The sequence below is a fragment of the Streptococcus sp. k-378 genome, assembly GCF_013277505.1.
GTDB classification, from domain to species: Bacteria; Bacillota; Bacilli; order Lactobacillales; family Streptococcaceae; genus Streptococcus; species Streptococcus pseudopneumoniae.
Map to the genome: position 1 here is coordinate 19,791 of NZ_VMNC01000012.1, position 25,618 is coordinate 45,408.

Here is a 25,618-nt window from a genome sequence, read left to right on the forward strand (position 1 = left end):
TAGGAGAATCCGAATATGAAATTAAATAAATATATCGATCATACGCTTTTAAAACAAGATGCAACAGAAAATCAAATTGATTGTTTGTTGTCTGAGGCTAGAGAGTATGATTTTGCCAGTGTTTGCGTTAATCTGACCTGGGTTGAACATGCCAAAAAAGGGCTTGAAGGCACAGATGTCAAGGTCTGCACAGTAGTAGGTTTCCCCTTGGGAGCAACAACTTCAGCTGTGAAAGCTTTTGAGACAAAAGAAGCTATCCAAAATGGGGCTGATGAGATTGACATGGTAATCAATGTTGGGGCTCTCAAATCAGGCAATTTAGCCTTGGTAGAGTCAGATATTCGCGCAGTCGTGGAAGCAAGTGGTGACAAGTTAGTGAAAGTCATTATTGAAGCGTGCCTGCTGACTGACCAAGAAAAAGTTGTAGCCTGCCAATTAGCCCAAAAAGCTGGGGCTGACTTTGTCAAAACATCTACTGGCTTTTCAACTGGTGGTGCTACGATAGCAGATGTCAAATTGATGCGTGAAACAGTTGGACCTGATATGGGTGTCAAGGCTGCTGGTGGAGCTCGTTCTTATGCAGATGCTCTTGCCTTTGTGGAAGCAGGTGCGACCCGTATCGGAACGTCAGCTGGAGTAGCAATTCTAAAAGGAGAATTGGCAGATGGCGACTACTGAGTTGATTGAACTGGCAATTGAAACCAGCAAACATGCCTATGTCCCCTATTCTCACTTTCCTATCGGAGCAGTTTTAGTAGCCAAAGACGGAAGTGTTTATACGGGAGTGAATATCGAAAATGCTAGCTATCCTTTGACCAATTGCGGTGAGAGAACAGCCATTTTTAAGGCTGTATCTGAAGGGCAAAGAGAATTTTCAGAGCTGATTGTTTATGGTCAAACTGAAAAACCGATTTCACCATGTGGTGCTTGTCGCCAAGTAATGGTCGAATTTTTTGAACAAGATCTAAAAGTGACCTTAGTCGCAAAAGATAAATCGACGGTCGAGATGACGGTCGGGGAATTACTTCCATACTCTTTTACAGACTTAAATTAGTCTGAGTCGCTCTCTGAGTGGCACGGTCCTTGCGGCCAACCAATCCATACTTGCAACATCGTTGCACATCTTATTTAGGAGGTTCAGTAATGAACAAGAAACAATGGCTAGGTCTTGGCCTAGTAGCAGTGGCAGCAGTTGGACTTGCTGCATGTGGTAACCGCTCTTCTCGTAAGGCAGATTCATCTTCTGATGTGAAGACAAAAGCAGCAATCGTCACTGATACTGGTGGTGTTGATGACAAATCATTCAACCAATCAGCTTGGGAAGGTTTGCAGGCTTGGGGTAAAGAACACAATCTTTCAAAAGATAACGGTTTCACTTACTTCCAATCAACAAGTGAAGCTGACTACGCTAACAACTTGCAACAAGCGGCTGGAAGTTACAACCTAATCTTCGGTGTTGGTTTTGCCCTTCACAATGCGGTTGAAGAAGCAGCTAAAGAACATTCTGACTTGAACTATGTCTTGATTGATGATGTGATTAAAGATCAAAAGAATGTTGCGAGCGTAACTTTCGCTGATAATGAGTCAGGTTACCTTGCAGGTGTAGCTGCAGCAAAAACAACTAAAACAAAACAAGTTGGTTTTGTAGGTGGGCAGGAGTCAGAAGTTATCTCTCGTTTTGAAGCAGGATTCAAGGCTGGTGTTGCGTCAGTAGACCCATCTATCAAAGTACAAGTTGACTACGCTGGTTCATTTGGTGATGCTGCTAAAGGTAAAACAATTGCAGCCGCACAATACGCAGCCGGTGCAGATATTGTTTACCAAGTAGCTGGTGGTACAGGTGCTGGTGTCTTTGCAGAAGCAAAATCACTTAACGAAAGCCGTCCTGAAAATGAAAAAGTTTGGGTTATCGGTGTTGACCGTGACCAAGAAGCAGAAGGTAAATACACTTCTAAAGATGGTAAAGAATCAAACTTTGTTCTTGTATCTACTTTGAAACAAGTTGGTACAACTGTAAAAGATATTTCTAACAAAGCAGAAAAAGGTGAATTCCCTGGTGGTCAAGTAATCGTTTACTCATTGAAGGATAAAGGGGTTGACTTGGTAGTAACAAACCTTTCAGAAGAAGGTAAAAAAGCTGTCGAAGATGCTAAAGCTAAAATCCTTGATGGAAGCGTAAAAGTTCCTGCAAAATAATGGATGGAAGTCATTTCTTAGGAAGCGGCCCTCGGCCGCTTTTTTAAGAGTTGAGACAAAGTCATTTTGTCTCAGTAAAGCTTGCTACTAGATAAAATAGCAAGTTTTATTGAAATAAAATAAGACTCTGAAAGGAAGAGCACATGGCACACGAAAATGTCATTGAGATGCGTGATATTACCAAGGTGTTTGGTGAATTTGTTGCCAACGACAAAATCAACCTGCACCTACGAAAAGGTGAAATTCATGCACTTTTAGGAGAAAATGGGGCTGGAAAGTCCACGCTCATGAACATGTTAGCAGGACTTCTTGAACCAACTAGTGGTGAAATCGCGGTCAACGGTCAAGTTGTCAATCTCGATTCACCATCTAAAGCAGCTGGCTTGGGAATCGGAATGGTTCACCAGCACTTTATGTTGGTAGAAGCTTTCACGGTGGCTGAAAACATCATTTTAGGAAGTGAATTGACTAAAAATGGTGTACTAGATATTGCTGGAGCTAGCAAAGAAATCAAGGCTCTTTCTGAACGTTATGGCTTAGCTGTTGACCCTTCTGCCAAGGTAGCAGACATCTCAGTCGGAGCCCAACAACGTGTAGAAATTTTAAAAACCCTTTATCGGGGGGCTGATATCCTTATCTTTGACGAACCAACGGCTGTTTTGACTCCATCAGAAATTGATGAGTTGATGGCTATTATGAAAAATCTTGTCAAAGAAGGAAAATCAATTATCTTGATCACCCACAAGTTGGACGAGATTCGCGCAGTTTCTGACCGCGTTACAGTTATCCGTCGTGGGAAATCAATTGAAACCGTCGAAATTGCAGGGGCTACCAATGCTGATTTGGCAGAAATGATGGTGGGACGTTCTGTTTCCTTTAAAACGGAGAAACAAGCCTCTCAACCAAAAGAAGTGGTCTTGTCTATTACAGACTTGGTGGTCAATGAAAACCGCGGTGTCCCAGCTGTGAAAAATCTGTCCTTGGATGTTCGTGCTGGAGAGATTGTTGGAATTGCGGGGATTGATGGAAATGGTCAGTCTGAACTGATTCAAGCCATCACAGGTCTTCGCAAGGTTGAATCTGGTAGCATTGAGCTAAAAGGAGATTCAATTGTAGGCTTGCATCCACGACAAATTACAGAGCTAAGTGTTGGGCACGTTCCAGAAGACCGTCACCGTGATGGTTTGATTTTAGAGATGATGATTTCTGAAAATATTGCCCTTCAAACCTACTACAAAGAACCACATAGTAAAAATGGAATTTTGAACTATTCAAATATTACTTCTTATGCTAAAAAGCTAATGGAAGAATTTGATGTTCGTGCTGCCAGTGAATTTGTTCCTGCAGCTGCACTCTCAGGAGGAAATCAACAAAAAGCAATTATTGCTCGTGAAATTGATCGAGATCCTGATCTCCTTATCGTCAGCCAGCCAACTCGTGGGTTGGATGTCGGTGCCATTGAGTATATCCACAAACGCTTGATTGAAGAGCGTGATAATGGGAAGGCTGTCCTTGTTGTCAGCTTTGAACTAGATGAGATTTTAAACGTCTCAGACCGTATTGCCGTTATCCACGATGGTAAGATTCAAGGTATTGTATCACCAGAAACAACCAATAAACAAGAACTTGGTGTCTTGATGGCTGGTGGAAACTTGGGAAAGGAGAAGAGTGATGTCTAAAAAATTACAACAAATTTCGGTTCCCTTGATCTCTGTCTTCCTTGGAATTTTACTTGGAGCCATTGTCATGTGGATCTTCGGCTATGATGCTATTTGGGGTTACGAAGAATTGTTCTATACAGCCTTTGGCAGTCTGCGTGGAATTGGAGAAATCTTCCGTGCTATGGGGCCTTTGGTCTTGATTGGTCTGGGCTTTGCCGTTGCCAGCCGAGCAGGTTTCTTTAACGTCGGACTTCCTGGTCAGGCTTTGGCAGGTTGGATTCTCAGTGGTTGGTTTGCCCTGTCGCATCCAGATATGCCCCGTCCCTTGATGATTTTAGCAACCATTGTGATTGCCTTGATTGCTGGTGGGATTGTCGGCGCGATTCCAGGTATTCTGAGAGCCTATCTAGGGACGTCAGAGGTTATCGTCACCATCATGATGAACTACATTGTCTTGTATGTAGGGAATGCCTTTATTCATGCCTTCCCTAAAGAATTCATGCAAAGTACAGATTCGACCATTCGTGTCGGGGCTAATGCAACCTATCAGACACCTTGGTTATCTGAATTGACTGGTAACTCACGGATGAATATTGGTATTTTCTTTGCTCTCATTGCCGTTGCAGTCATTTGGTTTATGCTCAAGAAAACAACCCTTGGTTTTGAAATTCGTGCGGTTGGTCTTAATCCACATGCTTCAGAATATGCTGGTATTTCTGCAAAAAGAACGATTATCCTCTCAATGATTATTTCAGGTGCCTTGGCTGGTCTTGGTGGAGCTGTTGAAGGACTTGGAACCTTCCAGAATGTCTATGTTCAGGGGGCGTCATTGGCTGTTGGATTTAACGGGATGGCGGTTAGTCTGCTTGCGGCCAACTCACCAATTGGTATTCTCTTTGCAGCCTTTCTGTTTGGTGTTCTCCAAGTTGGAGCTCCTGGTATGAATGCGGCGCAGGTACCATCTGAGCTTGTCAGCATTGTAACAGCTTCTATTATCTTCTTTGTCAGTGTTCATTATCTTATCGAACGCTTTGTCAAACCGAAAAAACAAGTTAAAGGAGGTAAGTAAAGATGTCGATTACAACCTTGCTCACCCTCTTGGTGTCTTCTATGCTGATTTACTCAGCACCCCTCATCTTTACAAGTATCGGTGGTGTTTTCTCTGAACGTGGAGGTGTGGTAAACGTCGGCCTTGAAGGAATTATGGTTATGGGTGCCTTTTCTGGAGTTGTCTTTAACCTTGAATTTGCGGAACAATTTGGAGCAGCAACTCCATGGCTATCCTTGCTTGTAGCAGGATTGGTAGGGGGAATCTTTTCTATCATTCACGCAGCTGCGACGGTGCATTTCCGTGCAGACCATGTTGTCAGCGGTACGGTATTGAACTTGATGGCGCCTGCCTTGGCTGTTTTCTTGGTTAAAGTTCTTTATAACAAAGGACAAACCGACAACCTAAGTCAGACTTTTGGACGCTTTGATTTCCCAGTCTTGGCAAATATCCCAGTTATCGGTGATATTTTCTTCAAGTCAACTAGTCTACTTGGTTATTTGGCCATTGCCTTCTCATTCCTTGCTTGGTTTATCCTCTTCAAGACCCGCTTTGGTCTTCGTCTTCGCTCTGTCGGTGAGCATCCTCAAGCAGCGGATACTTTGGGAATCAATGTCTACAAGATGAGATATTTAGGGGTTATTATTTCAGGTTTCCTAGGTGGAATTGGTGGAGCGATTTATGCTCAATCAATCTCAGTTAACTTCTCAGTAACAACTATTGTTGGACCTGGATTTATCGCCCTTGCTGCGATGATCTTTGGAAAATGGAATCCAATCGGAGCCATGCTATCTAGTCTCTTCTTTGGGCTTTCACAAAGTTTGGCTGTTATCGGTTCTCAATTGCCATTCCTGCAAGGAGTTCCTGCGGTTTATCTTCAAATTGCACCTTATGTTTTGACAATTCTTGTCTTGGCAGCCTTCTTTGGAAAAGCAGTTGCACCAAAAGCAGATGGTATCAATTATATCAAATCAAAATAAGCATACAAAAAACGTCAGTATAGAACTGGCGTTTTATTTTTTAGGATCTTGATGGGTTAGGTTTAATCCCCAAGGGACCAAATTTTCAGTTTTATTTTTGATGCGTGTGATATTGTCCTTATGACGAATGATAATCAAACTAGCAAGAGCTAGGATAATAGCGATGAGGAGAGGGTCATAATTGCTCAGGATAAAACCAAAAAGTGGAAAGAGCAGAACCCCGATAACAGCCGCGATAGATGCTGTGACACTAGATAGTGAAATCATACTACCAAGATAGAGGGTTCCAAAGAAAACAACTGCAAGGTAGAGACAGAAGACAGGTGCAAATCCGAAAATCACTCCCGCACTGGTTGCGACAGCCTTGCCACCCTTAAATCCTGCAAAGATAGGAAAGGTATGGCCAATAACAGCCAAAAGTCCAAAGATGAGAGGCGAAACCCCTTGTAGATGAAACATAATCGGAAGAAGTGTTGCTAGTGTTCCTTTGAAAAAGTCAATGACAAAGGTCGCCATACCAGCTTTCTTACCTAAAATGCGGAAAGTATTGGTCGTTCCAGTGTTACCAGAACCATGCTCGCGCAGATTGATTTGAAAGAATACTTGTCCAATCCAGAGACCAGACGGAATCGAACCCAGCAGATAGGCTAGGATTAATAAAACTATTGTAATCATACTCCTATTATATCATGAAATGAAGAAGAAAGGCAGAGAATCTCTTCTGAAATTGTTACATCGGAGAAAGAAAAATTTTGCAAAATCCTTGGAAAACCTGTAGAATAGTAAAGATGAACGAATAGGAGGTTCCTTGTGTCAAAAAAGGAAATCAATATTAACAATTATAATGATGATGCCATTCAGGTGCTAGAAGGGTTGGATGCGGTCCGTAAACGTCCAGGGATGTATATCGGATCGACCGATGGCGCTGGGCTCCACCACCTAGTTTGGGAAATCGTCGATAATGCTGTCGATGAAGCCTTGTCTGGATTTGGTGACCGTATTGATGTGACCATCAATAAAGATGGCAGTTTAACGGTTCAAGACCATGGTCGTGGGATGCCGACGGGTATGCACGCTATGGGGATTCCAACAGTTGAGGTTATCTTTACCATTCTTCATGCCGGAGGAAAATTCGGTCAGGGTGGCTACAAGACATCTGGTGGTCTCCACGGGGTGGGTTCTTCCGTTGTTAACGCTCTTTCAAGTTGGCTGGAAGTTGAAATTACCCGTGACGGGGCAATCTATAAGCAACGTTTTGAAAATGGGGGAAAACCTGTCACGACCTTGAAGAAAATCGGTACAGCACCTAAGTCTAAAACAGGTACCAAGGTTACATTTATGCCTGATGCGACGATCTTTTCTACGACAGACTTCAAGTACAATACCATTTCAGAACGTCTCAATGAGTCAGCCTTTCTCTTGAAAAATGTGACCTTGTCTTTGACAGACGAGCGAACAGATGAAGCAATTGAATTTCACTATGAGAATGGGGTGCAGGACTTTGTTTCTTATCTAAACGAAGACAAGGAAACCTTGACGCCAGTCCTTTACTTTGAAGGTGAAGACAATGGTTTTCAAGTGGAAGTTGCCCTCCAGTACAATGATGGTTTTTCAGATAACATCTTGTCCTTTGTCAATAACGTTCGCACCAAGGACGGTGGAACACATGAGACAGGACTCAAGTCTGCCATTACCAAGGTTATGAATGACTATGCGCGTAAGACGGGGCTTCTCAAGGAAAAAGATAAAAACCTTGAAGGGTCAGACTATCGTGAGGGGCTAGCAGCTGTTCTTTCTATCTTGGTTCCTGAAGAACATTTGCAGTTTGAAGGTCAGACCAAGGACAAACTAGGCAGTCCACTAGCTCGTCCGGTTGTGGATGGAATTGTGGCGGATAAGTTGACTTTCTTCCTAATGGAAAATGGAGAACTAGCTTCCAATCTCATTCGCAAGGCTATCAAGGCTCGTGATGCTCGTGAAGCGGCACGTAAGGCGCGTGATGAGAGCCGAAATGGGAAGAAAAATAAGAAAGATAAGGGCTTGTTGTCTGGGAAATTGACCCCAGCTCAGTCTAAAAATCCTGCTAAGAACGAACTCTATCTAGTCGAGGGAGATTCTGCCGGTGGATCGGCTAAACAAGGTCGTGACCGCAAGTTCCAGGCTATCTTGCCCCTTCGAGGTAAAGTTATCAATACAGCCAAGGCCAAGATGGCGGATATCCTTAAAAATGAAGAAATCAATACCATGATTTATACCATCGGTGCAGGTGTTGGAGCAGATTTCTCTATTGAAGATGCCAACTATGACAAGATTATTATCATGACCGATGCGGATACTGACGGTGCCCACATTCAAACACTTCTCTTAACCTTCTTTTACCGCTATATGCGTCCTCTTGTCGAGGCAGGTCATGTCTATATCGCCCTTCCGCCTCTTTACAAGATGTCAAAAGGTAAAGGCAAGAAGGAAGAAGTAGCTTACGCATGGACGGACGGGGAACTAGAAGAACTCCGCAAGCAGTTCGGTAAAGGAGCAACACTCCAACGCTACAAGGGGCTTGGAGAGATGAATGCCGACCAGCTCTGGGAAACAACCATGAACCCAGAAACTCGTACCCTCATCCGTGTCACAATCGAAGACCTAGCCCGCGCCGAACGCCGCGTCAATGTCCTCATGGGCGATAAGGTCGAACCACGCCGTAAGTGGATTGAGGATAATGTCAAGTTTACGTTGGAAGAAGCGACAGTGTTTTAAGTTAGTTTAAAGAGGAAATAAGAGTGAGAGTTATTGAATTATTTGCAGGTGCAGGTGGTTTGGCACTTGGAATAGAAAAAGCTGGATTCGAAGCCATTGGTTTGATTGAGTTTGATAAAGCAGCAGCGGCAACATTGAAACACAACAGACCTAGTTGGAATGTCATTCATGATGATATTGCAAATATTTCATCTCTTGATTTGGAGGAATATTTTAATATAAAAAAGGGAGAACTAGAACTGTTGAGCGGAGGTGCTCCCTGCCAAGCTTTTTCTTATGCTGGGAAACGTTTAGGTTTAGAGGATGCTCGAGGTACATTATTCTACCACTATGCAATATTTCTAAATAAACTTCAACCGAAAATGTTTGTTTTTGAAAATGTACGTGGCCTAGTTTCTCATGATCATGGAAAAACATTTCGAACTATTATGGATATTTTTTCGGATGAAGGTTACACGGTTAAATGGAAGGTTTTAAATGCCTGGGATTATGGAGTGGCTCAGAAACGTGAACGTATGATTATGGTTGGGGTTAGAAATGACTTAGCTGATATTATTTCGTTTGATTATCCAGAACCACATGAATATAAGCCAGTATTGAGAGATATATTATTAGATAGTCCGCCTAGTGTTGGTGCACAATATTCTGATTACAAGAGAAAAATTTTTGAATTAGTTCCCCCAGGTGGCTATTGGCGTGATATTCCAGAAGATATTGCAAAAGAGTATATGAAGTCAACTTGGGATATGACTGGGGGCAGGACAGGTATTTTGAGAAGAATGAGTTTAGATGAGCCATCTTTAACAGTTTTAACATCTCCTACCCAAAAACAAACAGAACGTTGCCATCCATTGGAGGCTCGTCCTTTTACAGTTCGTGAAAATGCTCGCATTCAAAGTTTTCCAGATGATTGGATATTCCAAGGGAGCATAGGAAATCAATATAAGCAAGTGGGGAATGCTGTTCCAGTTAACTTGGCTTATGAAGTGGGTATAAAAATAAAAGAAAGTTTGGAGCAACTATGACTTGGGATTTAGATTTTATTAGTGAAGAAGATTTTTTAAAACATGTTCAAGATACTATTTCGAAGTATGGTGAAAAATTGAAATCTTTTGATTTGAAACGATTTAATAAGAATATTGTAGATCCTGTAAAACTAATTTTTGATAAGTCGGTTTATCGTAGTTCTTGGGATGAAATTATTAGTAATGAAATTTTTCGCCAAAGAGATAAGTCAAATAATAATGATATTGGCTATTTCCATCAAACTATTTTCAGATATATGAGGAATTGTCGTGTCCCAGATAATGGAAAAGAAGGTGGCTGGGATGTTATATACGAGAATCCAGGAGGAATTTCTTTACCTGATGGTTCGCGTGTAAGTAGAATTTATGTTGAAATGAAAAATAAGCACAATACTATGAATTCTGCATCATCAGGGAAGACTTTTATCAAGATGCAAAATCAGTTATTGAAGGATGACGATTGTGCCTGTTTCTTGGTCGAAGCGATTTCAAAGCAATCTCAAAATATTAAATGGGAACCTAAAGTTGACGGGGAAAAAGTTGGTCACAAATTTATTCGTAGAGTTAGCCTGGATCAATTTTATTTCATGGTAACGGGTGAAAAAGATGCTTTTTATAAGATGTGTATGAATTTACCGTCAGTAGCTGAGAAGGCAGTAGAAAAAATGGGAACAGAGATCGTGCCAAATGATACTGTTTTTGAAGAAATCATTATGAAAGCAGAAGGAAATATTGAAGATGATAGTGAATTGGCAGTTGCAAGAGTGATCTATCTTCTAGGATTTTCAACTTATTTAGGTTTTGATAGAACATGATTTCATAACAAAATGGCGTTAATAAGGGGAAGATATGGTATTGGAAAATAAACTAGGCATTACAAACTCAGCCCAGCTGGCAGATGCAGAAGAAAAACTGACAAAAAAACAAGCCGCCCTGCTTTTTCAGACAGGAGACTTGTTCAAGATGGAAGTTGGGACATTTGCAGGGCTGTCCGCTATTCACTACTATCTTTTTTCTGGTATCTATGATTTCGCCGGAAAAATCCGTGATGTTAATATTGCAAAGGATAACTTTCAATTTGCCCCCCGTATTTTTTTGGAGCAATCCTTACAGTATATTGACAAACTTCCTCATGACAATTTTGATCAAGTGGTTGATAAGTATGCGGATATGAATATTGCCCATCCTTTCCGTGAGGGGAATGGACGCGCCATGCGGATTTGGTTAGATTGTATGCTTCGTCAGAAGCTGGGTAAGGTGGTAGATTGGAACGCTATTGATAAGGATGAATACCTGAATGCCATGAAGCGTAGTGCAGTATCGACTGGAGAACTCAAGTATTTACTTCTCAATAACTTGACGGATGACCTCAGTCAGACCAGTTTCTTTAAGGGAGTGGATGCTTCATACCACTACGAAGGATATAGTCTTTACCAGACAGGAGAATTATAGTATAAAACTATCCAGTAAGAAGAAGCAGACACCTAGTAATCTATAGAATGAGAAGGTACTGACATGAGAACTGAAACAGAAATGCTAGATCTGATTTTACAGACTGCCAAAACTTTACAAGTCAAAGCTGTCGCCATGTCTGGTTCACGTACAAACCAAAAGGTTCAAACAGATGAATTTCAAGACTACGATGTGGTCTATGTCGTGGACGATTTAGATAATCTGACGAGTGACCTTTCTTGACTAGACCAGTTTGGGAAACGCATTATCGAGCAAGAAGTTGGTCTTGACCATCGTCGTCTATTTCTCATGCTCTTTGAAGATGGTAACCGCATTGATTTAACTCTCTGCCCCAAAGAGAACATCAAGGAGTGGGTAGATAGCGAGTCGAAATTCATAGTTTTGGAAGATGAGAAGGACTTATTTGAGTCCTATTCTCCCAGTCCAAAGCGTCACTGGATAACCCCAGCTACTGAAACGGATTTTAAAAATTCCTGTAATGAATTTTGGTGGGTGTCAGCCTACGTTGTCAAAGGGATTTGTCGCAAGCAGGTATTCTATGCTACTGACCATCTCTATGGTATTTGCCAACAAGAACTCTTGAAAATCTTGGCTTGGCAGGTCGCAAGTGATAAGGGAACAGTAGACGTCGGCAAGAATTATAAGTATCTTTTTAACTATTTACCCACTGATAAAGAAAAGGAATTCTCAGATTTGCTTGATTTTTCAAGTATAGATAAAATTACTCAGTCTTTATTGGCTACGATGCAACTTTTCCACCAAGAAGCTCAATTTCTTGCTCAAAAAATGGGCTTTGACTACGATAAAGAAGTGGCTGAGAAGATGATTGAGTATGCTGAGGAAAGAGTGAAGAAGTTTGGGAATAACTGGAAAAATGAAAAAGCGAGAGGAGAAGACTCATGATTGAAAAAGTGGAACGCCTCATTACAGAGATTAATCGTATTCATCGAGAATATTCTAAAGATTATTTTGAAACGGGTAAGGTGGAAAAAATAAATCTCAAGCATACCTTTTCAAAAGTTCCGACTAAAGCGATTTTGTCCTACCGTCTGAATTTACATGAGTCAATTAATGATTATCTGATGAAAGCGGATGTCCAAGATATTGCCTATGTTTATCGTGTCAAAACTTCTGAGTCTATTTTAGATAAAATTACACGTTTTTCAGAGCGTCAAGAGGGCTATCCTGTGAATTCAATTCTTAATGATATTTTTGGTGCTCGTATGATTTTAAGTTCCAAAGAGATAGCTCAAGTCATGGAGAAACTAGATGATTGGCAAGAGATTTACGGACTAAAAAACTGGTATTTACGTGATAAAGATGGCTATGTCGGTATTCATATCTATTTTAAAAATAAAAGTAATTTTTATTACCCATGGGAACTCCAACTTTGGGATAAGAAAGATGTAGATAGTAATATCGCCAGCCATATCAAGTATAAACGAGGATTTGTGGAGTAGACATCTCAAGTGGAAATGACGATACAGGAATTGGATGAAATTCACTTACTCTATATTTTTTCTTTTTCCATAGTATTTACTCTACATTCTTCGAAAGGAGTTGAACACGCCCTAAATGCTATGTGAAAATTCCTTAATACTAATCGAATCAATAAATTTTAAACACTTTAAACTACAGAAAGGGTCGTTTGGTTATTTGTAGTAACTGAACACGGGACTAATTTTATTCGGAAAAAAGTCAAATCGTCTTGACTTCATTGAGCCCTACATCGATTTTCTATTTTTCTACAGACATTTTTGGCAAGTCAAATCGTCCCTTTGTATCTTAACTAACCCCCTTTTCTGTAAAAACCTATTCTATATTCTTTGAAAGGAGTTGAACACGCCCTAAATGATGCGTGAAAAAGATAAATTCTCTGGTGAGCTTGCTTACTTCAAGAATTTTCTATTTTCACTTGGTATTTTACGGGCTCTGTATCCTATATGTCTAACATTCAAAACATGTCCCTAGAGGACATCATGGGAGAGCGCTTTGGTCGCTACTCCAAGTACATTATTCAAGACCGGGCTTTGCCAGATATTCGTGATGGCTTGAAGCCGGTTCAGCGTCGTATTCTTTATTCGATGAATAAAGATGGAAATACTTTTGACAAGAGCTATCGTAAGTCGGCCAAGTCTGTCGGGAATATCATGGGGAATTTCCACCCACACGGTGACAGTTCCATCTATGATGCCATGGTTCGTATGTCACAGGACTGGAAAAATCGTGAGATTTTGGTCGAAATGCACGGTAACAACGGTTCTATGGACGGAGATCCGCCTGCGGCTATGCGTTATACTGAGGCGCGTTTGTCTGAAATTGCTGGCTACCTTCTTCAAGATATCGATAAAAAGACTGTTCCTTTTGCTTGGAACTTTGACGATACCGAGAAAGAGCCGACAGTCTTGCCAGCAGCCTTTCCAAACCTCTTGGTCAATGGTTCGACTGGGATTTCGGCTGGTTATGCCACAGACATTCCTCCCCATAATTTAGCTGAGGTCATAGATGCTGCAGTTTACATGATTGACCACCCAACTGCAAAGATTGATAAACTCATGGAATTCTTGCCTGGACCAGACTTCCCTACAGGGGCTATTATTCAGGGTCGTGATGAAATCAAGAAAGCTTATGAAACTGGGAAAGGGCGCGTGGTTGTTCGTTCCAAGACTGAAATTGAAAAGCTAAAAGGTGGTAAGGAACAAATCGTTATTACTGAGATTCCTTATGAAATCAATAAGGCCAATCTAGTCAAGAAAATCGATGATGTTCGTGTTAATAACAAGGTAGCTGGGATTGCTGAGGTTCGTGATGAGTCTGACCGTGATGGTCTTCGTATCGCTATCGAACTTAAGAAAGACGCTAATACTGAGCTTGTTCTCAACTACCTATTTAAGTACACCGACCTACAAATCAACTACAACTTTAATATGGTGGCGATTGACAATTTCACACCTCGTCAGGTTGGGATTGTTCCAATCCTGTCTAGCTACATCGCCCACCGTCGTGAAGTGATTTTGGCGCGTTCACGCTTTGACAAAGAAAAGGCTGAGAAACGTCTCCATATCGTCGAAGGTTTGATTCGTGTGATTTCGATTTTGGATGAAGTCATTGCTCTTATCCGTGCTTCTGAGAATAAGGCGGACGCCAAGGAAAACCTCAAAGTTAGCTATGATTTTACGGAAGAACAGGCTGAGGCTATCGTAACTTTGCAACTGTACCGTTTGACCAATACCGATGTGGTTGTCTTGCAGGAAGAAGAAGCAGAGCTTCGTGAGAAGATTGCTATGCTGGCGGCTATTATCGGTGATGAAAGGACTATGTACAATCTCATGAAGAAAGAACTTCGTGAGGTCAAGAAGAAATTTGCAACTCCTCGTTTGAGTTCTTTAGAAGACACTGCGAAAGCAATTGAGATTGATACAGCTAGTCTTATCGCTGAGGAAGATACCTACGTCAGCGTGACCAAGGCAGGTTACATCAAGCGTACTAGTCCACGTTCCTTTGCAGCCTCCACTCTGGAAGAAATTGGCAAGCGTGATGATGACCGTTTGATCTTTGTACAAGCTGTCAAGACAACCCAGCATCTTTTGATGTTCACAAGTTTTGGAAATGTCATCTATCGACCAATTCATGAATTAGCAGATATTCGCTGGAAGGACATCGGAGAGCATCTGAGCCAGACCATTACAAACTTTGAAACTAACGAAGAAATCCTTTATGTTGAAGTAGTAGATCAGTTTGATGATGCGACAACTTACTTTGCTGCAACTCGTCTCGGTCAAATCAAGCGTGTAGAACGAAAAGAATTCACCCCATGGCGGACCTACAAGTCTAAGTCTGTTAAGTATGCTAAGCTTAAAGATGAGACAGACCAGATTGTGGCAGTAGCTCCGATTAAACTGGATGATGTTCTCTTGATTAGCCAAAACGGTTATGCTCTGCGCTTCAATATCGAAGAGGTTCCTGTTGTCGGTGCCAAGGCTGCAGGTGTCAAGGCTATGAACTTGAAAGAAGATGATGTTCTCCAATCCGCCTTTATCTGTAACACCCCGTCCTTCTATCTCTTGACCCAACGTGGAAGTTTAAAACGTGTTTCTATTGAGGAAATTCCAGCAACCAGCCGTGCCAAACGCGGACTACAAGTCTTGCGTGAGTTGAAAAACAAACCGCACCGTGTCTTCTTGGCAGGAGCAGTTGCAGAACAAGGCTTCGTTGGTGACCTCTTTAGTACAGAAGTGGACGTGAACGACCAAATTCTACTTGTTCAATCCAATAAAGGAACAATCTATGAAAGCCGATTGCAAGACTTGAGTCTGTCAGAACGCACAAGTAACGGTAGCTTCATCTCTGACACGATTTCTGATGAAGAAGTTTTTGACGCTTATCTTAAAGAAGTATTTACTGAAACTAAATAAGTGAAATGAAGAATCAGTTCTAAGAGCTGGTTCTTTTTATTGAAGAAATTTTCTGAAAATTACAAAATATACTTGCTATTTTAGAAAAATAGTGTAGAATATAAGAAATAGGTTTTTAGAATAAGGAGTGGAATATGACAGTAACGATTGATTGGGAAAACCTTGGTTTCTCCTATATGAAATTACCTTATCGCTATATTGCTCATTTTAAAAATGGACAATGGAATCAAGGAGAGCTTACAGAGGATGCAACTTTGCATATTTCAGAGTCTTCTCCAAGTCTCCACTATGGACAACAAGCATTTGAAGGTTTGAAAGCTTATCGTACTAAGGATGGCAGTGTTCAACTGTTCCGTCCTGATGAAAATGCCAAACGCCTGCAACGTACATGTGACCGTCTCTTGATGCCACAAGTTCCGACAGACATGTTTGTAGAAGCTTGTAAAGCAGTTGTCCGTGCGAATGAAGAATACGTACCACCATACGGAACAGGTGGGACCCTCTATCTTCGTCCTCTTTTGATTGGTGTCGGAGATATTATCGGGGTAAAACCAGCAGAGGAGTATATTTTTACTATCTTTGCTATGCCAGTTGGAAATTACTTTAAGGGTGGTTTGGTCCCTACCAACTTCTTGATTCAGGATGAATACGACCGTGCTGCTCCAAATGGTACAGGTGCGGCAAAGGTTGGTGGAAACTATGCTGCAAGTCTCTTACCAGGAAAAATGGCCAAGTCACGTCATTTCTCAGATGTTATCTATCTGGACCCATCAACTCATACAAAGATTGAAGAAGTCGGATCAGCTAACTTCTTTGGAATTACAGCTGATAATGAATTTGTAACACCATTGAGTCCATCTATCTTGCCATCTATTACCAAGTATTCCTTGCTTTATTTGGCAGAACACCGCTTGGGCTTAACTCCTATTGAAGGAGATGTCCCAATTGATAACCTGGATTGCTTTGTAGAGGCTGGTGCCTGTGGTACAGCAGCGGTTATTTCTCCAATTGGAGGTATTCAACACGGTAATGATTTCCATGTTTTCTATAGTGAAACAGAAGTTGGCCCTGTGACTCGTAAACTCTATGATGAATTGACTGGTATTCAGTTTGGTGATATTCCAGCGCCAGAAGGTTGGATTGTAAAAGTAGATTAAAAATATATTAAAGGATATTTTTATGAAATCGAAAAAGTGGATTTTAACAACAGGACTTATCCTAAGCACAACAGCTCTTTTAGCAGCCTGTGGAAAAGCTGATAAAGAAGCAGATGCTCCGACAACATTTTCTTATGTCTATGCAGTGGATCCAGCATCCTTGGACTACAGCATAGCAACGCGTACATCCACAACAGATATTATCGGGAATGTCGTTGATGGTTTGATGGAAAATGATAAATATGGTAATGTTATTCCTTCTTTGGCTGAGGATTGGTCTGTCTCAAAAGATGGATTGACTTATACCTATAAACTTCGTAAAGGAGTGAAATGGTACACATCAGAAGGCGAAGAATACGCAGAAGTAACAGCCCATGACTTTGTGACAGGACTAAAACACGTGGCTGATGGTAAGTCAGACGGTGTCTCTCTCATCCAAAATTCAATCAAAGGCTTGGACGCCTATATGACTGGTGAAACCAATGATTTCTCTACAGTTGGTGTTAAAGCTTTGGATGACTACACAGTTGAGTATACATTGAATGCGCCAGAAAGTTTCTGGAATTCAAAAGTTACAACAGCGACGATGTTACCTGTAAATGAAGAGTTTTTAAAGGCATCTGGAAAGAATTACGGAGAGGTTGGCCCAGCAGGTATTCTCTACAATGGCCCTTATTTCTTAAAAACATTGACTTCTAAATCGTTGATTGAATATGAAAAAAATCCAAATTACTGGGATAAAGAAAATGTTAAAATTGAGAAGATTAAATTGACCTACTACGATGGTTCAGATCAGGAGTCTTTGATCCGTAGCTTCTCCTCTGGTGCTTATACGACAGCCCGTCTCTTCCCAAGCAGCTCAAACTTTGCTTCAACTTTGGAACAATACGGAGATAAAATCACTTATAGCCCACAGGACTCAAGTAGTTATTACTTCACCTTTAACGTAAATCGTCAGTCATACAATAAAACTGCGAAAACAAGTGAGGAGCAAAAGACTTCTACAAAAGAAGCTATGCTCAATAAGGATTTCCGTCAGGCTATCAACTTTGCCTTCAACCGTCATTCGTATGCTGCCCAGCTAAACGGTGAAGATGGTGCGGACAAGATTATTCGTAATAGCCTTGTTCCAGATAACTTCGTACAAGCAGGTGGTAAGAACTTTGGTCAAATCGCTCAAGCAGAGTTGGTGAACTATGGTGATCAATGGAAAGGTATTGAGCTAGTTGACGGTAAGGATTCTATCTACAACCCTGACAAGGCTAAAGCTACGTTCGAAAAAGCTAAGAAAGACTTGGAATCTAAAGGAGTAACCTTCCCAATTCACTTGGATGTCCCGGTTGAACAAACAGATACTATCGCCGTTCAACAAAGTAACTCTTTCAAACAGTCTATTGAATCAACTCTTGGTGCTGAAAATGTTGTCATCGATGTACTTCAAATGACAGATAATGAAAAAGAAACGATTACATCACAAGCGCGTGTTCCTTCTCAAAAAGACTATGATTTGAACAGTACAGGATGGGCTCCAAGCTATCAAGATCCAGCGTCTTACTTGAATATTATGGATCCAAAATCTGGTTCTGCCATGAAACACCTTGGTATTACGAAAGGAAAAGATAAGGATGTTGTCGCGAAACTTGGTTTGGATCAATATAAGAAGTTGTTAGAAGATGCTGTTTCTGAGACCACTGACCTAGAGAAGAGATATGAAAAATATGCCAAAGCTCAAGCTTGGTTGACAGATAGTTCATTATTGATGCCAACAGCTTCATCTGGTGGTTCTCCAGTTGTAAGTAACGTAGTACCATTCTCAAAACCATATTCACAAGTTGGTATTAAGGGGGATCCATATATCTTTAAAGGAATGAAATTGCAAAAAGATATTGTTACAACAAAAGAATATGACGAAGCTCTTAAAAAATGGCAAAAAGAAAAATTGGAATCCAATAGCAAATACCAAAAAGAACTAGAAAAGCATATTAAATAAGGAATGGTATTGCTCTTGATAAAATTTTAAAAATACTGTCATTTTAGATATAAAGGAGTTTGATATGGAGTGGATTAGATTAATAGGAATAGCAATCATTGTTGTGGGTTTTATTTTAAAATTTGATACAATTGCAACAGTAGTCTTAGCTGGTTTGGTTACAGCTTTAGTTTCAGGTGTTTCTCTCGTTGAATTTTTGGAGATTTTGGGAAAAGAATTTAGCAATCAGCGAGTGCTCACGATTTTTATGGTTACCTTGCCTCTTGTGGGACTGTCAGAAACCTTTGGACTCAAGCAACGATCAATTGATTTGATTCGAAAGATTAAAGGTCTGACAGTTGGAAACTTCTATACAGTTTATTTCTTTATTCGAGAGTTAGCTGGTTTCTTTTCAATTCGTCTAGGAGGACACCCTCAGTTTGTCAGACCTTTGGTTCAACCTATGGGAGAAGCAGCAGCAGAGTCTCAATTAGGTAGAAAGTTAACAGAGGTTGAAGATGAGGCAATAAAAGCGCGTGCGGCTGCGAATGAAAATTTTGGAAATTTCTTTGCTCAAAATACGTTTGTAGGTGCTGGGGGAGTCCTCTTGATAGGGGGAACATTAGATCAGTTAGGCTATGAAAGCAATTATGCAGGGATTGCTTCTGCATCTATTATTGTTGCTGTTATAACACTTATTGTAGTGGGGATTTACAATTATTTATTTGATAAAAAATTGACATCAGAAAAGACTAGGGGAGGAGAACAAAAATGACAGAGTTGGCAAAGCAACTATTAGAGTTGACCTATATTGTGATTGGTTGTCAATTTCTCCACACAGCCTATTGTAGTTATAAAGATAAAACAAACCCAGTTCGATTTGGAACATCTGCATTTTGGACTCTATTGTCTATTACGTTTATAGGTGGTTCCTATATGCCAAATATGAGTATTGGTATTATTGTAATCCTATTATCGCTGTTAACATTGTTTAAGCAAGTCCGTATCGGAACCTTGCCATCCTTGGATGAAATGAAAGCCAATATTGAATCTAATAGATTGAAAAATAAAATTTTTATTCCAGTTATGCTGATGGCAATACTTGCGTTGGTCTTAGCGCAAATGATTCCAGAATTTAGCAAGATTTCGATTAGCCTTGCCGCCTTGTTTGCTACAATTTCTGTTCTTGTGATTACCAATAGTCACCCTAAGAGTCTGTTATCAGAAAATAATCGAATGACTCAGCAAGTTTCAACAAGTGGGATTGTTCCCCAATTATTAGGGGCTTTGGGGGCTATTTTTACTGTAGCAGGTGTTGGTGATGTTATCTCTCATCTGATTAGCGGTATTGTTCCTTCAGATAGTCGCTTTATAGGAGTTTTGGCCTATGTTCTTGGAATGGTTCTATTCACAATGATTATGGGAAATGCTTTTGCAGCATTCACCGTTATTACAGCAGGTGTTGGAGTTCCCTTTGTATTTGCTCTGGGAGCTAATCCAATTGTGGCTGGTGCTCTTGCCATGACAGCAGGTTATTGTGGGACCTTATTGACCCCAATGGCTGCTAATTTTAACGCTCTACCAGCAGCCTTGATGGATATGAAAGATCAGAATGGCGTTATAAAGGCTCAAGCAGGTGTTGCTCTAGTAATGATTGTTATTCACATATTCTTAATGTACTTTCTCGCATTTTAGTAAAGGAAAATAAAATGAAAATATTGGTTACAGGTTTTAATCCTTTTGGAGGTGAAAAGATTAATCCAGCTTTGGAAGCTGTAAAATTATTACCATCTGAGATTAATGGGGCCGAAGTTCGCTGGGTAGAAATTCCAACGGTTTTTTATAAGTCGTCAGAAGTTTTAGAGGCAGAAATATTACGATATCAACCAGATGCTGTACTTTGTATTGGACAAGCAGGCGGCAGGACCGGCTTAACACCTGAACGAGTGGCTATTAATCAAGATGATGCTCGCATACCTGATAACGAAGGCAATCAACCAATTGATACACCGATTCGTATTGATGGAGCATCGGCCTATTTTAGTAGTTTACCTATCAAAGCGATGGTACAAGCTATTAAAAAACAGGGACTTCCAGCAGTTGTGTCCAATAGTGCAGGAACCTTTGTTTGCAATCATTTGATGTACCAAGCTCTTTATTTAGTGGATAAAAAATTCCCTAATATGAGAGCAGGTTTCATGCATATTCCATATATGATGGAACAAGTAGTAAATAAGCCGAATACTGCAGGAATGAATCTATGCGATATTGTAAGAGGCATAGAGGTAGCTATTGAAGCTATTGTAGACTACAAAGATAAGGATTTGCAGTTAGTAGGTGGTGAGACTCACTGATAACCTAAAAAGGATAGTCAATTATGCTTGTTTACTAACTATTAGCTATGCTAAATCGATTGAGGTTGTTTACATAAAACTCTATATCAGACAAGCCTGATATAGAGTTTTTTCTTGCTAGTTTTAGGATTTTCTTGTACAATAGAAAAAGTGAAGAGAGGTATGAAATGAGTAAGAAAGATAAAAAAATCGAAATTCAAGTAGCAGATGCCAAAGTTAATGTAGGAAAAGACAGTTTTGAAGGCTATACCTTGATCATTGGTAAAAAAGTTATCGGAGAAATTGCCGAATTAGAGGGACAATTTGCCATCATAAAGAATGGGAATGTCGATAGTTTTTATAAAAAATTGGAAAAAGCTGTGGAAATTTTGATTGAAAATTATAATTTAGCAAAATAAGTCTTGTTTTTTTGAAATTTTCATGATATAATAGTCAATGTTGATTGTAGGAGAGATAGCGAAGAGGCTAAACGCGGCGGACTGTAAATCCGCTCCTTCGGGTTCGGGGGTTCGAATCCCTCTCTCTCCATTTCATCAATGGGGTATAGCCAAGCGGTAAGGCAAGGGACTTTGACTCCCTCATGCGTTGGTTCGAATCCAGCTACCCCAGTTCTTAGGTAATAATCAAGATAAAAAGCAAAATATCTTAGGGTATTTTATTTTTATAATTGAAAGACGTGAACGATATGAACATGTCCTTGCGAGTGCTTAGGAAAAAAATTATAAGTATGTCAAGTTTAAGAAAAAACTTGATTGTTGGAGGATTTTTTAGATGAACGAATTTGAAGATTTGCTAAATAGCGTTAGCCAAGTTGAGACTGGTGATGTTGTTAGTGCTGAAGTATTGACAGTTGATGCGACTCAAGCTAACGTTGCAATCTCTGGAACTGGTGTTGAAGGTGTCTTGACTCTTCGCGAATTGACAAACGATCGCGATGCAGATATCAATGACTTTGTTAAAGTAGGAGAAGTATTGGATGTTCTTGTACTTCGTCAAGTAGTTGGTAAAGATACTGATACAGTTACATACCTTGTATCTAAAAAACGCCTTGAAGCTCGCAAAGCATGGGACAAACTTGTTGGTCGCGAAGAAGAAGTTGTTACTGTTAAAGGAACTCGTGCCGTTAAAGGTGGACTTTCAGTAGAATTTGAAGGTGTTCGTGGATTTATCCCAGCTTCAATGTTGGATACTCGTTTCGTACGTAACACTGAGCGTTTTGTAGGTCAAGAATTTGACGCTAAAATCAAAGAAGTTGATGCTAAAGAAAACCGCTTCATCCTTTCACGTCGTGAAGTTGTTGAAGCAGCTACAGCAGCAGCTCGCGCTGAAGTATTTGGTAAATTTGCTGTTGGTGATGTTGTAACTGGTAAAGTTGCTCGTATCACAAGTTTCGGTGCTTTCATCGACCTTGGTGGTGTTGACGGATTGGTTCACTTGACTGAATTGTCACATGAACGTAACGTTTCACCAAAATCAGTTGTAACTGTTGGTGAAGAAATTGAAGTGAAAATCCTTGATCTTAACGAAGAAGAAGGACGTGTATCACTTTCACTTAAAGCAACAGTACCAGGACCATGGGATGGTGTTGAGCAAAAATTGGCTAAAGGTGATGTAGTAGAAGGAACAGTTAAACGTTTGACTGACTTCGGTGCATTTGTTGAAGTATTGCCAGGTATCGATGGACTTGTTCACGTATCACAAATTTCACACAAACGTATTGAAAATCCAAAAGAAGCTCTTAAAGTTGGTCAAGAAGTTCAAGTTAAAGTTCTTGAAGTTAACGCAGATGCAGAGCGTGTATCACTTTCTATTAAAGCTCTTGAAGAACGTCCAGCTCAAGAAGAAGGACAAAAAGAAGAAAAACGTGCTGCTCGTCCACGTCGTCCAAGACGTCAAGAGAAGCGTGATTTCGAACTTCCAGAAACACAAACAGGATTTTCAATGGCTGATTTGTTTGGTGATATCGAACTTTAATCAAATTGAAAATTCACAAAATCCTTTGTTTACTAAACAAGGGATTTTTTCTTTTGTCTCTGCTCTTTTTTTGATATAATAGTTCTATGTTAAAATCAGAAAAACAATCACGTTATCAAATGTTAAATGAAGAATTGTCCTTCCTTTTGGAAGGCGAAACTAATGTTTTGGCTAATCTTTCCAACGCCAGTGCTCTCATAAAATCACGCTTTCCTGATACTGTATTTGCAGGTTTTTATTTGTTCGATGGAAAGGAATTGGTTTTAGGTCCCTTCCAAGGAGGTGTTTCCTGTATCCGTATTGCACTAGGCAAGGGCGTTTGTGGTGAGGCAGCTCACTTTCAGGAAACTGTTATTGTTGGAGATGTGACGACCTATCCCAACTATATTTCTTGTGACAGTCTAGCTAAAAGTGAAATTGTGGTACCGATGATGAAGAATGGTCAGTTACTTGGGGTTCTGGATTTGGATTCTTCAGAGATTGAGGATTACGATGCAACGGATCGAGATTATTTGGAACAATTTGTCGCGATTTTGCTTGAAAAGACAGAATGGGACTTTACAATGTTTGGGGAAAAATCTTAATGTATCAAGCACTTTATCGAAAATATAGAAGTCAAAACTTCTCCCAGTTGGTTGGTCAAGAAGTTGTGGCTAAGACTCTTAAACAAGCAGTGGAGCAAGAGAAAATAAGTCATGCTTATCTTTTTTCTGGTCCACGGGGAACGGGAAAAACCAGTGTAGCCAAGATCTTTGCCAAGGCTATGAACTGCCCAAATCAAGTGGGTGGTGAACCTTGTAATAACTGCTATATTTGTCAGGCAGTGACGGACGGTAGTTTAGAAGATGTCATCGAAATGGATGCGGCCTCTAATAATGGGGTGGATGAAATTCGCGAAATTCGTGATAAATCTACCTACGCCCCTAGCCTTGCTCGTTATAAGGTTTATATCATAGATGAGGTTCACATGCTGTCTACAGGGGCTTTTAATGCCCTCCTAAAGACGCTGGAAGAGCCAACACAGAATGTAGTTTTTATTTTAGCCACTACTGAATTGCACAAGATACCTGCCACTATTTTATCGCGTGTCCAACGTTTTGAATTTAAATCGATTAAGACACAGGATATTAAGGAACATATCCACTATATTTTAGAAAAAGAAAATATCAGTTCTGAACCAGAGGCTGTGGAAATCATTGCCAGACGAGCTGAAGGTGGAATGCGAGACGCCTTGTCAATTTTGGATCAAGCCCTGAGTTTGACACAGGGAAATGAATTGACGACTGCTATCTCTGAAGAAATTACTGGCACCATTAGTCTATCAGCCTTGGATGATTATGTGGCCGCCTTATCTCAACAGGATGTTCCCAAGGCTTTGTCTTGCTTGAATCTTCTCTTTGACAATGGTAAGAGCATGACTCGTTTTGTGACCGACCTTTTGCACTATTTAAGAGACTTGTTAATTGTTCAAACAGGGGGAGAAAACACTCATCATAGTCCAGTCTTTGTAGAAAATTTGGCACTTCCTCAAGAAAATCTGTTTGAAATGATTCGCTTAGCAACAGTGAGTTTAGCAGATATTAAGTCTAGTTTACAGCCCAAGATTTATGCTGAAATGATGACCATTCGTTTAGCGGAAATCAAGCCCGAACCAGCTCTTTCTGGTGCAGTTGAACATGAAATTTCTGCACTGAGACAGGAAGTGACACGTCTCAAACAAGAACTCGCTAATGTGGGAACTGTGCCCAAGCCAACAAGCCCAGTAACTCCCCGCCCAGCAGTAGGTAAGACAGTCTATCGTGTGGATCGCAATAAAGTTCAATCTATCTTACAAGAGGCCGTTGAAAATCCTGATTTAGCACGTCAAAATCTGATTCGCTTGCAGAATGCCTGGGGAGAGGTAATTGAAAGTCTAGGTGGGCCGGACAAGGCTCTGCTAGTTGGTTCTCAACCGGTTGCGGCTAATGAACACCATGCTATTCTTGCTTTTGAGTCTAACTTTAATGCCGGTCAAACCATGAAACGGGATAATCTCAATACTATGTTTGGCAACATCCTCAGTCAAGCAGCAGGTTTTTCACCTGAGATTTTAGCTATTTCCATGGAGGAATGGAAAGAAGTTCGCGCAGCCTTTTCAGCCAAAGCCAAATCTTCTCAAACTGAAAAAGAAGCAGAAGAAAGCCTGATTCCAGAAGGATTTGAATTTTTGGCTGATAAAGTGAAGGTAGAGGAAGACTAAAGAAAGATTTCATGATACAATAAGTTTATGAATAAACAACAATTTATTATTATGGCGCTGTTTACAGCTGCTGAGACCTATTTTTTCAATGAAGCCTGGATGACTGGTCGCTATATTATGGCAGCCTTTTGGGCCATTTTGCTCTTTAGAAATTTCCGAGTTAGTTACTTGATGGGCAAGATTGTAGATGTCATTGACCAGCATTTAAAAGGAAAAGACTAGCCCTCAGCTTCCAGACAAAATCAAAGCCTTTTAGGCTTTTTTTTGTTATACTAGAAAAGTATATTTATAGACCTTTTATACTCTTCGAAAATCTCTTCAAACCACGTCAGCTTTATCTGCAACCTCAAAGCGGTGCTTTGAGCAACCTGCG

23 protein-coding genes, 2 tRNA genes and 1 pseudogene are annotated in these 25,618 nt (G+C 40.5%); 25 read left to right on the plus strand and 1 reads right to left on the minus strand.

Annotated elements, in window-relative coordinates; genetic code table 11:
* Positions 1-15: 15 nt before the first annotated feature.
* The 6 genes from deoC (at position 16) to HT719_RS01785 (ending at position 5,885) form a co-directional block, all read left to right on the plus strand.
* Positions 16-678 carry a deoxyribose-phosphate aldolase gene (deoC, locus tag HT719_RS01760; protein WP_172928031.1) on the plus strand — a complete coding sequence of 221 codons (663 nt, stop codon included), beginning with the start codon at positions 16-18 and terminating at the stop codon, positions 676-678.
* Entirely contained in the window at positions 665-1,054 is a 390-nt protein-coding gene (locus HT719_RS01765) for a cytidine deaminase (protein WP_000246089.1), read from the plus strand. Before deoC ends, HT719_RS01765 begins: the two co-directional genes overlap by 14 nt.
* Positions 1,055-1,143: 89 nt before the next feature.
* Complete coding sequence (locus HT719_RS01770; protein ID WP_001036123.1) at positions 1,144-2,196, plus strand: BMP family protein; 1,053 nt, start codon at positions 1,144-1,146, stop codon at positions 2,194-2,196.
* Between the two features lie 143 nt (positions 2,197-2,339).
* Positions 2,340-3,875, plus strand: coding sequence for an ABC transporter ATP-binding protein (locus tag HT719_RS01775; RefSeq protein ID WP_061824887.1), 1,536 nt, complete (start codon positions 2,340-2,342; stop codon positions 3,873-3,875).
* Complete coding sequence (locus tag HT719_RS01780) at positions 3,868-4,926, plus strand: ABC transporter permease (protein ID WP_054388252.1); 1,059 nt, start codon at positions 3,868-3,870, stop codon at positions 4,924-4,926. Before HT719_RS01775 ends, HT719_RS01780 begins: the two co-directional genes overlap by 8 nt.
* A gap of 2 nt (positions 4,927-4,928) precedes the next feature.
* Positions 4,929-5,885: an ABC transporter permease gene (locus tag HT719_RS01785; protein WP_023940960.1), complete on the plus strand. Its 957-nt coding sequence runs from the start codon at positions 4,929-4,931 to the stop codon at positions 5,883-5,885.
* Positions 5,886-5,918: 33 nt separating this feature from the next.
* Here HT719_RS01785 and plsY read toward each other — a convergent pair whose 3' ends face one another.
* Complete coding sequence (gene plsY, locus HT719_RS01790; RefSeq protein ID WP_023940961.1) at positions 5,919-6,560, minus strand: glycerol-3-phosphate 1-O-acyltransferase PlsY; 642 nt, start codon at positions 6,558-6,560, stop codon at positions 5,919-5,921.
* 135 nt (positions 6,561-6,695) lie between these two features.
* Between plsY and parE the strand changes: the two genes are divergently transcribed.
* The 19 genes and pseudogenes from parE (at position 6,696) to HT719_RS01885 (ending at position 25,467) form a co-directional block, all read left to right on the plus strand.
* The gene (gene parE, locus HT719_RS01795) at positions 6,696-8,639 is read left to right on the plus strand and encodes a DNA topoisomerase IV subunit B (RefSeq protein WP_172926269.1); all 1,944 of its coding nucleotides are present in this window, start codon (positions 6,696-6,698) and stop codon (positions 8,637-8,639) included.
* 23 nt (positions 8,640-8,662) lie between these two features.
* Positions 8,663-9,664 carry a DNA cytosine methyltransferase gene (locus tag HT719_RS01800; RefSeq protein WP_050207868.1) on the plus strand — a complete coding sequence of 334 codons (1,002 nt, stop codon included), beginning with the start codon at positions 8,663-8,665 and terminating at the stop codon, positions 9,662-9,664.
* Positions 9,661-10,479 carry an Eco47II family restriction endonuclease gene (locus HT719_RS01805; RefSeq protein ID WP_112443538.1) on the plus strand — a complete coding sequence of 273 codons (819 nt, stop codon included), beginning with the start codon at positions 9,661-9,663 and terminating at the stop codon, positions 10,477-10,479. Before HT719_RS01800 ends, HT719_RS01805 begins: the two co-directional genes overlap by 4 nt.
* Positions 10,480-10,513: 34 nt before the next feature.
* Positions 10,514-11,116 (plus strand): Fic family protein, encoded by a 603-nt coding sequence (locus HT719_RS01810; RefSeq protein WP_172926268.1) that lies wholly within the window; start codon positions 10,514-10,516, stop codon positions 11,114-11,116.
* 63 nt (positions 11,117-11,179) lie between these two features.
* Positions 11,180-12,040: pseudogene (locus HT719_RS01815) on the plus strand (aminoglycoside 6-adenylyltransferase).
* Positions 12,037-12,597, plus strand: coding sequence for a GTP pyrophosphokinase (locus tag HT719_RS01820; RefSeq protein ID WP_172928033.1), 561 nt, complete (start codon positions 12,037-12,039; stop codon positions 12,595-12,597). The pseudogene HT719_RS01815 and the gene HT719_RS01820 overlap by 4 nt, the downstream one beginning before the upstream one ends.
* Before the next feature lie 483 nt (positions 12,598-13,080).
* Positions 13,081-15,552, plus strand: coding sequence for a DNA topoisomerase IV subunit A (gene parC / locus HT719_RS01825; protein WP_172928035.1), 2,472 nt, complete (start codon positions 13,081-13,083; stop codon positions 15,550-15,552).
* Positions 15,553-15,686: 134 nt separating this feature from the next.
* Positions 15,687-16,709 (plus strand): branched-chain amino acid aminotransferase, encoded by a 1,023-nt coding sequence (locus tag HT719_RS01830; protein WP_172928037.1) that lies wholly within the window; start codon positions 15,687-15,689, stop codon positions 16,707-16,709.
* Positions 16,710-16,731: 22 nt separating this feature from the next.
* Positions 16,732-18,699 (plus strand): peptide ABC transporter substrate-binding protein, encoded by a 1,968-nt coding sequence (locus HT719_RS01835; RefSeq protein WP_172928039.1) that lies wholly within the window; start codon positions 16,732-16,734, stop codon positions 18,697-18,699.
* A 64-nt stretch (positions 18,700-18,763) separates the two neighbouring features.
* Complete coding sequence (locus HT719_RS01840; RefSeq protein ID WP_050207862.1) at positions 18,764-19,453, plus strand: DUF969 domain-containing protein; 690 nt, start codon at positions 18,764-18,766, stop codon at positions 19,451-19,453.
* A complete protein-coding gene (locus HT719_RS01845; protein WP_057487178.1) occupies positions 19,450-20,373 on the plus strand; it encodes a DUF979 domain-containing protein in 924 nt (307 codons plus the stop codon). The genes HT719_RS01840 and HT719_RS01845 overlap by 4 nt, the downstream gene beginning before the upstream one ends.
* A 14-nt stretch (positions 20,374-20,387) precedes the next feature.
* The gene (gene pcp / locus HT719_RS01850; RefSeq protein WP_172928041.1) at positions 20,388-21,032 is read left to right on the plus strand and encodes a pyroglutamyl-peptidase I; all 645 of its coding nucleotides are present in this window, start codon (positions 20,388-20,390) and stop codon (positions 21,030-21,032) included.
* Positions 21,033-21,199: 167 nt separating this feature from the next.
* Complete coding sequence (locus HT719_RS01855; RefSeq protein ID WP_000037111.1) at positions 21,200-21,430, plus strand: DUF2969 domain-containing protein; 231 nt, start codon at positions 21,200-21,202, stop codon at positions 21,428-21,430.
* A gap of 49 nt (positions 21,431-21,479) precedes the next feature.
* Positions 21,480-21,560: transfer RNA gene (locus HT719_RS01860), tRNA-Tyr, on the plus strand.
* Positions 21,561-21,569: 9 nt separating this feature from the next.
* Positions 21,570-21,641: transfer RNA gene (locus HT719_RS01865), tRNA-Gln, on the plus strand.
* Between the two features lie 162 nt (positions 21,642-21,803).
* On the plus strand, positions 21,804-23,006 hold the full coding sequence (gene rpsA / locus HT719_RS01870) for a 30S ribosomal protein S1 (protein ID WP_001001629.1): 1,203 nt from the start codon (positions 21,804-21,806) through the stop codon (positions 23,004-23,006).
* 86 nt (positions 23,007-23,092) lie between these two features.
* Positions 23,093-23,590, plus strand: coding sequence for a GAF domain-containing protein (locus tag HT719_RS01875; protein ID WP_172928042.1), 498 nt, complete (start codon positions 23,093-23,095; stop codon positions 23,588-23,590).
* On the plus strand, positions 23,590-25,245 hold the full coding sequence (gene dnaX, locus HT719_RS01880; RefSeq protein WP_172928044.1) for a DNA polymerase III subunit gamma/tau: 1,656 nt from the start codon (positions 23,590-23,592) through the stop codon (positions 25,243-25,245). Before HT719_RS01875 ends, dnaX begins: the two co-directional genes overlap by 1 nt.
* 27 nt (positions 25,246-25,272) lie before the next feature.
* Positions 25,273-25,467 carry a DUF3272 domain-containing protein gene (locus tag HT719_RS01885; protein ID WP_172928045.1) on the plus strand — a complete coding sequence of 65 codons (195 nt, stop codon included), beginning with the start codon at positions 25,273-25,275 and terminating at the stop codon, positions 25,465-25,467.
* The last annotated feature ends 151 nt before the right edge of the window (positions 25,468-25,618 follow it).

Coding starts and splice junctions, on each gene's coding strand:
- deoC (WP_172928031.1), top strand. CDS start 16: ATGAAATTAAATAAATATATCGATCATACGCTTTTAAAACAAGATGCA.
- HT719_RS01765 (WP_000246089.1), top strand. CDS start 665: ATGGCGACTACTGAGTTGATTGAACTGGCAATTGAAACCAGCAAACAT.
- HT719_RS01770 (WP_001036123.1), top strand. CDS start 1,144: ATGAACAAGAAACAATGGCTAGGTCTTGGCCTAGTAGCAGTGGCAGCA.
- HT719_RS01775 (WP_061824887.1), top strand. CDS start 2,340: ATGGCACACGAAAATGTCATTGAGATGCGTGATATTACCAAGGTGTTT.
- HT719_RS01780 (WP_054388252.1), top strand. CDS start 3,868: ATGTCTAAAAAATTACAACAAATTTCGGTTCCCTTGATCTCTGTCTTC.
- HT719_RS01785 (WP_023940960.1), top strand. CDS start 4,929: ATGTCGATTACAACCTTGCTCACCCTCTTGGTGTCTTCTATGCTGATT.
- plsY (WP_023940961.1), bottom strand. CDS start 6,560: ATGATTACAATAGTTTTATTAATCCTAGCCTATCTGCTGGGTTCGATT.
- HT719_RS01805 (WP_112443538.1), top strand. CDS start 9,661: ATGACTTGGGATTTAGATTTTATTAGTGAAGAAGATTTTTTAAAACAT.
- HT719_RS01810 (WP_172926268.1), top strand. CDS start 10,514: ATGGTATTGGAAAATAAACTAGGCATTACAAACTCAGCCCAGCTGGCA.
- HT719_RS01820 (WP_172928033.1), top strand. CDS start 12,037: ATGATTGAAAAAGTGGAACGCCTCATTACAGAGATTAATCGTATTCAT.
- parC (WP_172928035.1), top strand. CDS start 13,081: ATGTCTAACATTCAAAACATGTCCCTAGAGGACATCATGGGAGAGCGC.
- HT719_RS01830 (WP_172928037.1), top strand. CDS start 15,687: ATGACAGTAACGATTGATTGGGAAAACCTTGGTTTCTCCTATATGAAA.
- HT719_RS01835 (WP_172928039.1), top strand. CDS start 16,732: ATGAAATCGAAAAAGTGGATTTTAACAACAGGACTTATCCTAAGCACA.
- HT719_RS01840 (WP_050207862.1), top strand. CDS start 18,764: ATGGAGTGGATTAGATTAATAGGAATAGCAATCATTGTTGTGGGTTTT.
- HT719_RS01845 (WP_057487178.1), top strand. CDS start 19,450: ATGACAGAGTTGGCAAAGCAACTATTAGAGTTGACCTATATTGTGATT.
- pcp (WP_172928041.1), top strand. CDS start 20,388: ATGAAAATATTGGTTACAGGTTTTAATCCTTTTGGAGGTGAAAAGATT.
- HT719_RS01855 (WP_000037111.1), top strand. CDS start 21,200: ATGAGTAAGAAAGATAAAAAAATCGAAATTCAAGTAGCAGATGCCAAA.
- rpsA (WP_001001629.1), top strand. CDS start 21,804: ATGAACGAATTTGAAGATTTGCTAAATAGCGTTAGCCAAGTTGAGACT.
- HT719_RS01875 (WP_172928042.1), top strand. CDS start 23,093: ATGTTAAAATCAGAAAAACAATCACGTTATCAAATGTTAAATGAAGAA.
- dnaX (WP_172928044.1), top strand. CDS start 23,590: ATGTATCAAGCACTTTATCGAAAATATAGAAGTCAAAACTTCTCCCAG.
- HT719_RS01885 (WP_172928045.1), top strand. CDS start 25,273: ATGAATAAACAACAATTTATTATTATGGCGCTGTTTACAGCTGCTGAG.